Origin of the sequence: Bacillus sp. TSO22 (assembly GCF_020223595.1) — a bacterium.
Classification (GTDB): Bacteria; Bacillota; Bacilli; order Bacillales; family Bacillaceae; genus Bacillus; species Bacillus inaquosorum.
Genome location: NZ_JAHAWO010000014.1, coordinates 1 through 13,328, shown reverse-complemented (window position 1 = coordinate 13,328; position 13,328 = coordinate 1). Strand labels below are relative to the sequence as shown.

14 protein-coding genes, 2 tRNA genes, 1 rRNA gene and 1 riboswitch are annotated in these 13,328 nt (G+C 42.9%); of the genes, 13 read left to right on the top strand and 4 right to left on the bottom strand.

All coding sequences use genetic code 11. The annotated features are described in order from the left end of the window. Window positions 1-112 precede the first annotated feature (112 nt). Both KHQ79_RS17320 and KHQ79_RS17315 read right to left on the bottom strand, forming a co-directional pair. Complete coding sequence (locus KHQ79_RS17320; RefSeq protein WP_148983354.1) at window positions 113-598, bottom strand: DUF4944 domain-containing protein; 486 nt, start codon at window positions 596-598, stop codon at window positions 113-115. Window positions 599-607: 9 nt separating this feature from the next. Further along, a complete protein-coding gene (locus KHQ79_RS17315) occupies window positions 608-1,096 on the bottom strand; it encodes a GNAT family N-acetyltransferase (protein ID WP_060398038.1) in 489 nt (162 codons plus the stop codon). Between the two features lie 85 nt (window positions 1,097-1,181). Between KHQ79_RS17315 and KHQ79_RS17310 the strand changes: the two genes are divergently transcribed. Both KHQ79_RS17310 and KHQ79_RS17305 read left to right on the top strand, forming a co-directional pair. Continuing rightward, window positions 1,182-2,159, top strand: coding sequence for an HD domain-containing protein (locus tag KHQ79_RS17310; protein WP_225516294.1), 978 nt, complete (start codon window positions 1,182-1,184; stop codon window positions 2,157-2,159). Between the two features lie 207 nt (window positions 2,160-2,366). Next, window positions 2,367-2,936, top strand: a complete 570-nt coding sequence (locus KHQ79_RS17305) for a YdhK family protein (protein ID WP_225516292.1) — start codon at window positions 2,367-2,369, stop codon at window positions 2,934-2,936. Window positions 2,937-2,949: 13 nt separating this feature from the next. Here KHQ79_RS17305 and pbuE read toward each other — a convergent pair whose 3' ends face one another. After that, the gene (gene pbuE, locus KHQ79_RS17300) at window positions 2,950-4,116 is read right to left on the bottom strand and encodes a purine transporter PbuE (RefSeq protein ID WP_060399991.1); all 1,167 of its coding nucleotides are present in this window, start codon (window positions 4,114-4,116) and stop codon (window positions 2,950-2,952) included. Between the two features lie 55 nt (window positions 4,117-4,171). Further along, window positions 4,172-4,271, bottom strand: a riboswitch (purine riboswitch). A 176-nt stretch (window positions 4,272-4,447) separates the two neighbouring features. Here pbuE and KHQ79_RS17295 point away from each other — a divergent pair. From KHQ79_RS17295 to KHQ79_RS17260, 8 genes are all read left to right on the top strand, one after another. Beyond that, on the top strand, window positions 4,448-4,759 hold the full coding sequence (locus KHQ79_RS17295; protein ID WP_003240632.1) for a PTS sugar transporter subunit IIB: 312 nt from the start codon (window positions 4,448-4,450) through the stop codon (window positions 4,757-4,759). Beyond that, complete coding sequence (locus KHQ79_RS17290; protein ID WP_003240634.1) at window positions 4,759-5,091, top strand: PTS sugar transporter subunit IIA; 333 nt, start codon at window positions 4,759-4,761, stop codon at window positions 5,089-5,091. Before KHQ79_RS17295 ends, KHQ79_RS17290 begins: the two co-directional genes overlap by 1 nt. 18 nt (window positions 5,092-5,109) lie before the next feature. Continuing rightward, window positions 5,110-6,435: a PTS cellobiose transporter subunit IIC gene (gene celB / locus KHQ79_RS17285; RefSeq protein ID WP_225516290.1), complete on the top strand. Its 1,326-nt coding sequence runs from the start codon at window positions 5,110-5,112 to the stop codon at window positions 6,433-6,435. Between the two features lie 18 nt (window positions 6,436-6,453). Further along, window positions 6,454-7,851: a 6-phospho-beta-glucosidase GmuD gene (gene gmuD, locus KHQ79_RS17280; protein ID WP_225516288.1), complete on the top strand. Its 1,398-nt coding sequence runs from the start codon at window positions 6,454-6,456 to the stop codon at window positions 7,849-7,851. A 137-nt stretch (window positions 7,852-7,988) separates the two neighbouring features. Further along, on the top strand, window positions 7,989-8,702 hold the full coding sequence (gene gmuR, locus KHQ79_RS17275; RefSeq protein WP_019257632.1) for a transcriptional regulator GmuR: 714 nt from the start codon (window positions 7,989-7,991) through the stop codon (window positions 8,700-8,702). Window positions 8,703-8,730: 28 nt separating this feature from the next. Beyond that, the gene (locus KHQ79_RS17270) at window positions 8,731-9,630 is read left to right on the top strand and encodes an ROK family protein (RefSeq protein ID WP_225516286.1); all 900 of its coding nucleotides are present in this window, start codon (window positions 8,731-8,733) and stop codon (window positions 9,628-9,630) included. Further along, complete coding sequence (manA, locus tag KHQ79_RS17265; protein WP_225516284.1) at window positions 9,627-10,574, top strand: mannose-6-phosphate isomerase, class I; 948 nt, start codon at window positions 9,627-9,629, stop codon at window positions 10,572-10,574. The genes KHQ79_RS17270 and manA overlap by 4 nt, the downstream gene beginning before the upstream one ends. 18 nt (window positions 10,575-10,592) lie before the next feature. Next, window positions 10,593-11,681, top strand: coding sequence for a glycoside hydrolase family 26 protein (locus KHQ79_RS17260; RefSeq protein ID WP_003240646.1), 1,089 nt, complete (start codon window positions 10,593-10,595; stop codon window positions 11,679-11,681). Window positions 11,682-11,746: 65 nt separating this feature from the next. On the opposite strand, the gene KHQ79_RS17255 is transcribed toward KHQ79_RS17260, so the two are convergent. Beyond that, window positions 11,747-12,601, bottom strand: a complete 855-nt coding sequence (locus KHQ79_RS17255) for a manganese catalase family protein (protein ID WP_003240648.1) — start codon at window positions 12,599-12,601, stop codon at window positions 11,747-11,749. Window positions 12,602-12,936: 335 nt separating this feature from the next. Here KHQ79_RS17255 and KHQ79_RS17250 point away from each other — a divergent pair. The 3 genes from KHQ79_RS17250 to KHQ79_RS17240 form a co-directional block, all read left to right on the top strand. Further along, window positions 12,937-13,013 (top strand) — tRNA-Arg (locus tag KHQ79_RS17250). A gap of 13 nt (window positions 13,014-13,026) precedes the next feature. Continuing rightward, a tRNA-Gly gene (locus KHQ79_RS17245) sits at window positions 13,027-13,100 on the top strand. Between the two features lie 102 nt (window positions 13,101-13,202). Further along, window positions 13,203-13,328: ribosomal RNA gene (locus KHQ79_RS17240) — 16S ribosomal RNA — on the top strand; the annotation flags it as partial.

The following is a 13,328-nucleotide window of genomic DNA, read 5'->3' as shown; positions in this document are numbered from 1 at the left end:
GAATGATATGTCATTGCAAAGAAGAAAGGCATAACCTATTAGTTATATGAAATATGTTATGCCTTTTAATTTGTATTTTTTAAATTTCGCTCCTGATAAATTATTGTTGCTTTTAGTCAAACAAGGTTTTTTCATTAAGCGTAAACTGACTTGCGGAATAATGATCACCTTGCTTCCACTTCACTTCAATCGTAATCTCATGGCCTTCAAGCTCATGTTCATCTAATCGCTCTAAAAAAGAAACGGACTTCTCTTTTGCGCTTCCATCGCAAAAAGTCCCGCCAGAGTAATCTCGTATGGGGATTTCTGTATCAGAGCTCAGCAGAACCTCATCATCCTTTTTTACAATCAGTGATTCCATATAGGTGCTGTCTGCTTTATCTGTATCTCCGATCCAATAAAGATTGCCGCTATATTCATTCGGTGCATCTTCATGTTTGGAAAACACTGCTTCCCAATTTCGATCTTTGCTTTCTCCCTGCCATTTAGGGTACTCCAATCGCACATGATGGATCAGCTGATAGGAAAAAAAGATCAAGCAGAAAGCGAATAATAGGGAAGAGGTGAAAATGAGAGGGTATTTATAATGACTGGACATAAAAAACTCCTATTCGTTTTCAGCGATTATCTTTGAGAAAAGGATTTCATCCCGTATCAAAATGCCGTTTTCAGCTTTCACAGGGATCTCTGGCTTGATTTGTCGCGCTTTTTCAACTGCGTTCGGAAACAATGCGGCGAATTGATAACCTCTTTTTTGATAAAACGCCATTGCATGTACATTATCATTCGTTGTGATAAGCTTGATTCGATGACAATGTGCATGTTTAGCTGTCTCTTCAACCTGCTGCAGTAAAGCAGTGCCAAACCCTTTCTTTTCAATGATACTATCTAATGAAATAATTTCACAATCTTTCCCGTCTATCACGTATGTAATACAACCGATGATTTCGCCGCTCTCATCTACAGCGGCATAACCATCTAATTCATTACAACGAAAAATGCCGCTGGAAATCACCATCTCGGGTGTACCCCAATGCTTGGCAAAAAAATCGGCCATCATCTGTTTCGGTAATTCATTGTTTCGGATGATGATCATCGTAACACTCCTCTATTGAAAGATTGCATGTGTACTATCAATATACAATAAATAACAATAAGAAAATAGATGTAGAGGTGAAGGCATGAAAATCAACGATGACATTTACGGACAGCACGATATAGACGGAGTGCTGGAAGAGCTTATCAAGAGCGCTCCTGTGCAAAGATTAAAAGGAATCTATCAAGGCGGAGCAAGTTTTTTAGTCAATCGAAAGTGGGATGTGACTCGGTATGAGCACTCCATCGGCGTGATGCTCCTCATCAAACAGCTAGGAGGAACAATAGAGGAACAGATAGCAGGCCTGCTCCACGATGTGTCACACACGGCTTTTTCCCATGTGGTTGATGTTGTGTTTGAAAATGTATCGGAAGACTATCATGAAAACATCTTTCAACAAGTCATTGTTCACTCTGAGATTCCGGGAATTCTAAAAAAACACGGTTATGATGCCGAAGAACTTCTATCAGACGATACGAGATGGACATTGCTCGAACAGCCCGCACCGGAGCTCTGTGCCGATCGGATAGACTATACGCTGCGCGATATGTACCGATATGGCCACATTAGTCTGCACGAAGCGCAAACCTTTTTGGATCATCTTATTGTGAGAAACGGTAGGATGTTTCCGGACGGTATCGAAGCCGCCGAATGGTTTGTCGGGGTGTATTACAAGGAAGTGATTGATTTCTTTTTGCATCCCGTGAATGTATTTGGATATGAATATTTAGCACGAACGTTGAAGGCTGCGTTGCGGCACAATGTCATATCCGCAGAAGACTTGCTGAAAACGGATCAAGAGGTACTCAACATCCTGCATGCCTCAAAAAATGAAGAAGTACTGAGCTTGCTTAAACCTATTCATCCCCGCGTTCAAGTAAAAGAAGATGACATCCAGTACGATTTCCATCAAAAGAAGAAAATGCGCCTCATCGATCCATCCATTTTTCATCATGACGAATGGGTCAAAGCCTCAGCTGTATCGGAAAACGTCAGAAAAATGGGAGAGGCCGCTTATCAAAAAGCGAAAAAAGGTGTGTATATAAAAGTGTTACATCACTAATTGCCGCGTAACAGCGGCTTTTTCCATGTTTGGCCATGCAAAGCAAGGGGAATAGGACAAACTGCGGGAACATTTTATGAGAATATCAGCGTATTTACATACCATTCGGGGGTATAGTATTATCGAGAGGGCATGTTTGCTTGCAGATATGCGGTTTTATGGTATGAGGGAAAATTACAGTGAAAAATGAAGCAAAGGAGAATGAACATGAAAGTCTCTAAAAAAGCACTGGGAATTCTGATGTTATCTCTTGTTTTTGTTTTATCAGCATGCGGCAATAACAATAGCACGAAAGAAAACACTCATGAAAATCATTCAAATTCCTCATCACATGAAGAAATGGAGCATTCCGGATCAACTGATGTTCCAGAGGGATTACAGGAATCTAAAAATCCGAAATATAAAGTAGGCAGCCAAGTGATCATCAATACATCTCATATGAAAGGCATGAAAGGTGCCGAAGCTACAGTGACAGGCGCCTATGATACAACGGCGTATGTTGTCTCTTACACTCCGACAAACGGAGGACAGCGCGTGGATCATCACAAATGGGTGATCCAAGAAGAGATCAAAGATGCGGGAGATAAAACATTAAACCCCGGAGATCAGGTGATCTTAGAGGCTTCTCATATGAAAGGCATGAAGGGAGCAACAGCCGAGATCGACTCCGCCGAAAAAACAACCGTATACATGGTTGACTATACATCGACAACTAGCGGTGAAAAAGTGAAAAACCACAAATGGGTCACAGAAGACGAGCTTTCAGCTAAATCATAAAAAAATCCTCCTTTTACAAGGAGGATTTTTTTGCTGTCTGAACAGGTCTTGTTAAAGAAATTAAGGCAAACAGGACAGCAATAATGACAATTGAACCGCCGCACCATGCCGTTGAGACAACAGTACCCGTCTGATCCAAAACAACACCGCCAATCGCTGAGCCAAGGGCAATCCCGACTTGGAGGGCAGACGTGTTAAAGCTTTGCTGAATGTCAGACGAATCTGGTGCAATTTCAATTAAATAGCTTTGCTGAGCGGGGGCGAGGCTCCAGCTCAGAAGTCCCCAAATCACCATGACAGGCAAAAAGAAAAACATAGACGATGTTGACAGCGGCAGTAAGAACATAATGATGGCAAAGGAACCGGTCACCAGCAAAATACTCTTAAAGGAACCAAGCCTGTCAGAAAGCGCTCCTCCGAAAGGGCCTCCGCATACAGCAGATATCCCGAAAAGGAAATAACAAATGCTGACCCAGAAAGAGCTCAGGTGAAGAGTTTCTTCTAAAAACGGTGCAAAATAAGCGTATAGCGTGTAGTGCCCCGCTAATGTAAACATCGTGACGAGGTGTGAACTCGCGATTTTTAGATTGCCAATCGTCTTGAGCTGATCCCGGAAAGGAATCATTTTCTCCGTCGGTATCTTTTCAAAGAAGATTGAAATAATCAGCATGGAGACTAGCGCCAAAAGTCCGATGCCAAGGAACAAAATGCGCCATCCGAAGGAATCGCTGATTAAGATTCCGAGCGGCACGCCCAATGCGATAGCAGAACTGAATCCCATAAAAATAATTCCGATTGCGCGCGCTCTGTATTCAGGCGCTACAATTTTCGGGGCGATCGTTAATGAGAGAACAACAATCAGCCCCGTACTCATCGCAGCCAATACCCTTGACACCATCAGCGTCGCAAAATTAGGGCTGAAATAGGCCACAAGATTGCTTAGGAAGAAAACAAATAAGGCAATTAAATATAAACGCTTTCGCTCAATCTTCGCAGTCAATGCCAAAAGCAGCGGCCCTGACACTGCATATCCCAGCGCAAACACACTGATCAGCTGCCCGGCTGAGACAATGGAAATGTCTAAATCATTTGCGATCTGAGGAAGAATTCCTCCCACAATTAACTCAACCAATCCGACTGCGATCGTAGAAGCTGCAAGCAGGAAAACTTTAAAATTCATAACAAACTCCTTTACATAAATGTTTTGATAAATAAAAAAAATCCTGATTACAAAAAATGTCATAAACAATTTTTGTAATCAGGATTTTACGGTTCCTGGTAGACACCCTCAAACCATATTATTGAGGTTATACAAGTGATAATAGCTATTTAATTGATTCGTTTCCGTTGATGAGTGTATCACATTATGAATGAATCTTCCATAGAAAAATTTACAAAGCGATGAACTCTGAAAATATATGATTATATTTATTTTCTAAAAGTATAGACATTTAAAAATAAATGACTATAATAACAATTGTAAGCGTTTTAATCACAAGGGGGGATAGCAGTTGAAAAAAATTTTACTTGCGTGCAGCTCTGGAATGTCAACCAGTCTACTGGTGACAAAAATGAAGGAATATGCACAATCCATCGGAGAAGAAGCAGAGATTTGGGCTGTCGGCCAGGATAAGGCGAAAGAAGACATGAAAAAGGCGGATGCTGTTTTGATCGGCCCGCAAATGAGCTTTCTGAAAAGCGAACTGCAAAAAGAGGCAGATCAATACAACATTCAGGTTGAAGTCATTGACATGATGGCCTACGGAATGGCAGATGGCAAAAAAGCATATGAGCAGGCATTGTCCTTAATGGAGAATCAATAATGGAACAGATGAAAATTACGAATTTAACTGACGAACAAATCAGTTTTCAGCTTATCCTGCACAGCGGCAATGCCCGCAGCGCCATCATACAATCACTGCGCACCTATAAGGAAGGGAACAAGGAGGAGGCTGATGCCCTCATTGCCAAGGCTGAGCATGATTTATCCGCAGCCCACGATATTCACTTTCAAATGATACAGAAAGAATCCGGCGGAGAAGCAGCCGCTTTCTCCTTACTGCTCATGCATGCGGAGGATCATTTGATGTCAACATTGACCATGAAAGAACTAGTGAAAGAGCTGCTTGATCTCTTTAAAACAAAGAATCTATAAATAATCGGGGTGGATAGGGTGTTCGAGAAAATCAGCCAATTCCTTGTTCCAATTGCAGGGAGGTTAAACAATAACCGCTATTTGCAAGTGCTGCGTGATGCATTTATGCTGGCTTTCCCGCTTACGATATTCGGGTCCATTTTTGTGGTGTTGACGAACCTGCCGTTCTTAAACAAAATCATGAATGCTTCAATGCTTACGGCGTTTCAGTCTCATTTCGGCATTGCGTCTACGGCGACAATGGGCATTATGTCTGTCTTTGTTGTCTTCGGGATAGGCTATTACCTGTCAAAAAGCTATCAGGTCGAAGCTGTATTTGGCGGCGCAATCGCTTTGGTTTCCTTTTTGCTCTTAACGCCATTTGTCGTTCAGCCGGAAACAGGGGATGCCATTACAAGCGTTATCCCGGTCGACCGTCTCGGTGCAAAAGGGATGTTTCTTGGCATGATTACGGCATTTCTTTCTGGTGAAATCTACAGAAGAATCGTTCAAAAAAACCTGACGATCAAAATGCCTGCAGGTGTTCCGCCTGCTGTAGCAAAATCATTCGCCGCACTTATTCCGGCATTTATTACATTGACCGTGTTTTTGCTGATTAATGTTTTGGTGACGCTGCTTTTTAAAACAAATATGCACGATGTCATTTATCATGCGATTCAGGCTCCGCTTGTCGGACTTGGAAGCGGTATCATTCCGACGCTGATTGCGGTGTTTTTTATTCAAATCCTCTGGTTTTTCGGTCTGCACGGACAGATCATTATCAACTCCGTGATGGACCCGATTTGGAATACACTGCAGGTAGAAAACCTTGCTGCTTACACAGCGGGAAAAGAAGTTCCACATATTATTTCAAAACCGTTTATGGAGATTTATACAGTAGGGATGGGCGGTACAGGGATGACACTTGCGATTGTGTTTACCATTCTCATATTCATGAAAAGCAGGCAGATGAAGCAAGTATCAAAACTTGGCCTCGCTCCCGGTATTTTTAACGTGAACGAACCGATTATCTTTGGGCTTCCGATTGTCATGAATCCAATCATTATTGTTCCTTGGGTGTTGGCACCGATGGTTGTTACGCTCGTCACCTATCTGGCCATGTCAGCGGGGCTCGTTCCGCCTCCGACTGGTGTTACGGTGCCATGGACAGTTCCATTATTTATTAATGGCATCATGGCGACGAACTCGATCATGGGGGGCGTGATGCAGCTTGTCAATCTGCTGATTGTCTTCGTGATATGGTTTCCGTTCCTAAAAGCAATGGATAAATTAAATCTGGCAAAAGAAAAAGAACAGGCTGTTCAGGAAACAGCTCAGCAAAATGATAACAGTATTAAAATGTGACATAAGGGGAGAGAGACCTTGACACAAACAGAACAATATCGTTTTCCGAAAGATTTTTGGTGGGGATCATCCGCTTCAGCAACACAAACGGAGGGTGCCGCCGATAGAGACGGAAAAGGGCAGAATATATGGGATTATTGGTTTGAAAAAGAGCCGCATCGTTTTTTTGATCATGTCGGACCCGCAGCCACATCTCAATTTTACGACAAGTATAAAGAAGATATCAGGCTGATGAAGGAGCTTGGCCACAATTCGTTCCGGATGTCGATTTCCTGGTCGCGTTTAATACCGGACGGAACAGGCGAGCTCAATGCCAAAGCCGCGGAGTTTTATCATAGCGTCATTGATGAGTTGATCGTTAACGGAATAGAGCCTTTTGTCAATTTGTTTCATTTTGATATGCCGATGGAGCTTCAAAAAATCGGCGGCTGGGTAAACAGAGAAACGGTTGCCGCTTATGAAAACTATGCAAGAACGTGTTTCCGTTTGTTTGGCGGCCGGGTGAAAAAATGGTTCACGCATAATGAACCGATCGTGCCTGTAGAAGGCGGATACTTATATGATTTTCATTATCCAAACAAGGTGGATTTTAAAGAGGCCGTCCAGGTCGGTTTTCATACGATGCTGTCAAGTGCCCGTGCGATTCAGGCTTACAGGGAGATGAAGCAGGACGGAAAAATCGGCATCATCTTAAATTTGACGCCTTCATACCCGAGAAGCAGCCATCCGGCAGATGTGAAAGCAGGGGAAATAGCTGACGCGTTTTTTAACAGATCCTTTTTAGACCCATCTGTCAAAGGTGAATTTCCAAAAGAGCTGGTTGCCATTTTGAAGAATGAAGGCTTTGTGCCTGACTATAAGAAAGAAGATCTTGAGGTCATCAAACACAATACGGTTGACCTGTTGGGCGTGAATTATTACCAGCCGAGACGTGTAAAAGCAAAAGAACATCTTCCAAATCCCGACGCTCCTTTTTTGCCGGACAGGTATTTTGATCCTTACGTCATGCCGGGCCGCAAAATGAATCCGCATCGCGGCTGGGAGATCTATGAAAAAGGCGTTTATGATATTTTGATCAATTTAAAAGAAAACTACGGGAACATCGAGTGCTTTATTTCCGAAAACGGCATGGGAGTCGAAGGCGAAGAACGCTTCAGGGATGAACAAGGCATTATTCAAGATGATTACCGGATTGAATTTATCAAAGAGCACCTCAAATGGATTCACCGTGCCATACAGGAAGGCTCAAACGTAAAAGGGTATCATTTATGGACGTTTATGGACAACTGGTCTTGGACAAATGCCTATAAAAACCGCTATGGGTTTGTATCAGTCAATCTCGAGAAAGACGGAGAAAGGACCGTCAAAAAGAGCGGAAATTGGTTCAAAAAGGTTGCTGAGCAACACGGTTTCTAGATGTACAGGTCTTCCGGCAATCATCATGATGAATAGAGATCACGAACAGCCGCAACATTGATGAAATAGGGAAAAGAACTTATGATATCCGTAAAAGCTTATGTGATATCAAACTCTAACGCTGCCGGAGGATACCAATGAATAAATACGAAATCATTGCAAATGAAATGAGAAATAGAATCAAAAATAACGTTTATCCGATCGATCAGCCGATTCCCGATGAAGTTTCTCTTGCCAAAGAGTTCAACTCAAGCCGCATGACGATGAAAAGAGCCTTGGATAATTTAGTTGCAGAAGGGCTGCTGTTCAGAAAACGAGGCCACGGCACGTTTATTATTCAGTCAGCGATACAGGATGACCATGTCCATGTGGTGAGTAATGAAATCCTCGGATTAACCAACTTGCTGAAAGATAAGGAAATCAAAAGCAAGGTCATTCAGTTTGAAGTGCAATTTCCCACAGAGGAAGTGGCTGCCCATTTGTCTATTGATCAGAAAACACCCGTTTATTATGTCGTTCGGCTGCGGATTGTAGAGGGAGAACCATATGTATTGGAAAAAACTTACATGCCGACTCATTTAATACCGGGCATTAATGATGATGTCCTTCATGATTCGATCTACAACCACATCACAAACGAGCTGCAGCTCAAAATCGCCGGAACGCATCGGAAAATCAGGGCCTGCAAATCTGATCATATTGACCAGCAGCATCTGGGCTGCAAACAGGATGATCCAATTCTGGAGGTCGAACATGTGGGTTTTTTAGATAACGGCATTCCATTTGAATATTCCTTTTCACGTCATCGGCATGACAAATTTGTTGTCACCTCGGTAAACATTCGGCGCTGATCGTGGAGATAACAAGGAGGCCATCTGCATGCTTGGCGGTATTGAAGCAGGCGGCACAAAATTTGTTTGTGCCGTCGGTAAAGAAGATGGAACGATCATTGACCGAGTAGAGATTCCTACAACGATGCCGGAAGAAACGATAGAGAAAGTGATTCAATATTTTCGCCAATTCTCATTGCAGGCCATCGGCATCGGCTCCTTTGGTCCTGTAGATACCGATAAAACCAATAAAACATACGGAACCATTACGGCTACGCCGAAAGCGGGCTGGAGACACTATCCCTTTTTGCAAACCATAAAAAATGAAATGAAAATCCCAGTCGGATTTAATACGGATGTCAATGCTGCGGCGTTGGGGGAATTCCTTTTCGGTGAAGCGAAGGACCTCGACAGCTGCCTGTATATGACGATTGGAACTGGCATTGGTGCAGGGGCAATTGTAGAGGGCCGGCTTCTTCAGGGACTGTCACATCCAGAGATGGGCCATATTTATATCCGCCGGCACCCGGATGACGTATACCAAGGGAAGTGCCCATATCATAAGGACTGCTTTGAAGGCTTGGCTTCCGGTCCTGCCATAGAAGCACGCTGGGGAAAAAAAGCTGCTGATTTAGCACATATCAATCAAGTTTGGGAACTGGAAGGGTACTATATTGCCCAAGCGCTGGCTCAGTATATTTTGATCCTTGCACCTAAAAAAATCATTCTTGGCGGCGGCGTCATGAATCAGAAACAAGTGTTTCCTTATATCTATCAATACGTACCGAAAATAATGAACAGCTACTTGAATTTTTCTGAATTATCAGAATCGATAAGCTCGTATATCGTTCCTCCCCGTTTAGGCAGGAATGCCGGAATCATCGGCACGCTTATTTTAGCTGATCAGGCCTTACAAGCAGAAACAGCATCTGGGGAGGTACGGTCATGAAGCACCCTTTATTTTTGGAGCCTGTCTTTAAAGAAAGGATATGGGGTGGAACAGCGCTTCGTGATACCTTCGGCTATGCGATACCTTCAGAAAAAACAGGTGAGTGCTGGGCTGTTTCTGCACATGCCAATGGCTCGTCGGCTGTTCAAAACGGCCCACTGGCAGGAATGACACTAGACCAAGTGTGGCAGGATCATCCGGAGGTTTTTGGTTTTCCAGATGGAAAGGTGTTTCCGCTGCTGGTGAAGCTGCTTGACGCCAATATGGATCTCTCCGTGCAAGTACACCCTGATGATGATTATGCGATGCTGCACGAATACGGTGATCTTGGGAAAACGGAGTGCTGGTATATTATTGATTGCAAAGAAGACGCAGAACTGATTTTGGGCCATCACGCAAGCACAAAGGAAGATTTTAAACGGCGAATGGAAAGCGGCGATTGGAACGGGCTGCTGAGGCGCATCAAAATCAAGCCCGGAGATTTCTTTTATGTGCCAAGCGGTACGCTCCATGCTTTATGTGAGGGAACCCTTGTCCTTGAAATCCAGCAAAACTCTGATACAACGTATCGTGTATACGATTATGACCGCTGTAATGACCAGGGCCAAAAAAGAACCCTTCATATAGAAAAAGCCATGGAAGTCATAACGATACCGCATAACGATAAAGTGCATACACCGGAAGTGAAAGAAGTTGATAACGCGGTGATCACTGTTTATGTACAATCGGATTATTTCTCAGTGTACAAATGGAAGATTAGCGGCCGAGCAGATTTTCCTTCTCATCAAACCTATTTGCTGGGGAGTGTTCTGAACGGATCAGGACGAATCGTAAATAATGATATTCAGTATGAGTGTAATGAAGGCTCACACTTTATTTTGCCTGCGCATTTTGGCGAGTTTTCAATAGAAGGAACTTGTGAGTTGATGATATCTCATCCTTAATGAACGGGGGAATGACATTTGTTTAAGAAACATACGATCTCTTTGCTCATTTTCTTTTTACTAGCGTCTGCTGTTTTGGCAAAACCGATTGAAGCGCATACTGTGTCGCCTGTAAATCCAAATGCACAGCAGACAACAAAATCAGTGATGAATTGGCTGGCTCATCTGCCGAATCGAACAGAAAACAAAGTCCTTTCCGGAGCGTTTGGAGGGTACAGTCATGACACATTCTCTATGACTGAGGCTGAAAGAATCCGAAGCGCTGCCGGACAATCACCTGCTATTTACGGCTGTGATTATGCCAGAGGGTGGCTTGAAACGACAAATATTGAAGATTCAATAGATGTAAGCTGCAACAGCGATTTACTTTCGTATTGGAAAAGCGGAGGAATCCCGCAAATCAGTATGCATCTGGCAAATCCGGCTTTTCAGTCAGGACATTTTAAAACTCCGATTACTAATGAGCAGTATAAAAACATATTAGATTCTTCAACAGCAGAAGGGAAGCGGCTGAATGCCATGCTCAGCAAAATTGCTGACGGACTTCAAGAGCTGGAGAATCATGGCGTGCCTGTTCTGTTCAGGCCGCTGCATGAAATGAACGGTGAATGGTTTTGGTGGGGACTTACATCATATAATCAAAAGGATAATGAAAGAATCTCTCTATATAAACAGCTCTACAAGAAAATCTATCATTATATGACCGATACAAGAGGACTTGATCATTTGCTTTGGGTCTACTCTCCCGACGCCAACCGAGATTTTAAAACCGATTTTTACCCGGGTGCATCTTACGTGGATATTGTCGGATTAGATGCTTATTTTCAAGATGCATATTCTATTGACGGTTACGATCAGCTAACAGCGCTTAATAAACCATTTGCCTTTACAGAAGTCGGCCCGCAAACAGCAAACGGCAGCTTCGATTACAGCCTGTTGATCAATGCAATAAAACAAAAATATCCTAAAACGATTTACTTTCTGGCTTGGAATGATGTGTGGAGCCCAGCTGAAAATAAGGGTGCTTCAGCTTTATATAATGATCGCTGGACACTCAATAAGGGAGAGATATGGAACGGTGATTCTTTAACGCCTATCGTTGAATAAATACGATGCATTGTCACACTTTAAGAAGGTGCCCAAGAAGTTTCTTGAGCACCTTTATACTCTAATCAGGCATTCATATCGCCTAACCCAGGACTGTGTTCATTTGGTATTTCCGGAAGCATTGGTACAGGGAACCCTGCCGGAGGCTCTATTACTTGTAACTCTCCGCCATTTCTGCTCGGAGATGTCCCTTGATAGATTTCGCCGATTCTTGTCTCATCCAATCTGAAATTAAATTGTGCATTGTGATAGCCTAATTCGACATATTTTCTGCACTCAGGATATTTATTAATGTCGTAATTTGGCACAGGCAAGAGCTTAGCCCACTCAACGCCCAATGTCTCGAGCGCTTTGGCAAATGCATTCTGGTGAGCATTGTCGCGTACAATCAGAAAAGCAAGTGTCTCCCGAAACGTCTGATTAGAACTCATTTCATATATCCTTGTTTTTTGCAGCACTCCTGTTGACTCAAGAAGCAAGTTATCCAACAGGTCGGTGATTAAGTTTCCGTGGTTATACACCCATGACCCATTCCACGGATTGCCCCCTGCATCAACAGGAAGGGAACTTTGCGCCCCGATAATATAATGATGAGGATTAGCATGTTTAATCGCTTCATCAAGTGGTGCCTGATCTGCACCTTGACTGCCGACACCTGCACCGCCTGATTCATCTAATAAAGCATTAATTGTGTTTTGCACCAGTTCAACGTGGGCAATCTCCTCTAAAAAAATGCCACGGAGCAGATCGCGGTACTGTTTCTGTTTTCCTCTGAAATTAGAGCTTTGGAAAAAATACTGCATCATCGTACGCATTTCACCGTAATGTCCGCCTAATATTTCCTGCAGCACCTTAGCGGCTGCGGGGTCTGGTTTGTCCGGCTTAATGATATTTATCAGTTCTTCTTTGTAGTAATACATAACACGCCTCATTTCTTTTCTAGTGATTGATTTCTTATATCCTTTGTAAAGGGAGGTAAAATATACGCATATCTAAGCCCGTAAAAGAATTCAATAAAAAATATAGAAAAAGTGTTGACCACAGAAATTACACATGGTATATTATTAAACGTCGCTGATGAACAGCACACAACAACACGAAAAACAAAAAAGTTTTTCTAAGGTGTTTACAAGTTTTCGAAAATGTGTATAATAAGTAAGGTCGAATTAAAAAACTTCGAACTTCAAAAAAACATTTTAAAAAACTTCTTGACTTCAACATCAAATGATAGTATGATAGTTAAGTCGCTTGATAAGCGCCCGTAGCTCAATTGGATAGAGCGTTTGACTACGGATCAAAAGGTTAGGGGTTCGACTCCTCTCGGGCGCGCCAATAAAAATACCACGCGGGTGTAGTTTAGTGGTAAAACCTCAGCCTTCCAAGCTGATGTCGTGAGTTCGATTCTCATCACCCGCTCCATTATTTATTGAATGATCTTTGAAAACTAAACAAGACAAAACGTACCTGTTAATTCATTTTTAAATGAATCGCACAGTGATGTGCGTAGTCAGTCAAACTACTTTATCGGAGAGTTTGATCCTGGCTCAGGACGAACGCTGGCGGCGTGCCTAATACATGCAAGTCGAGCGGACAGATGGGAGCTTGCTCCCTGATGTTAGCGGCGGACGGGTGAGTAACACGTGGGTA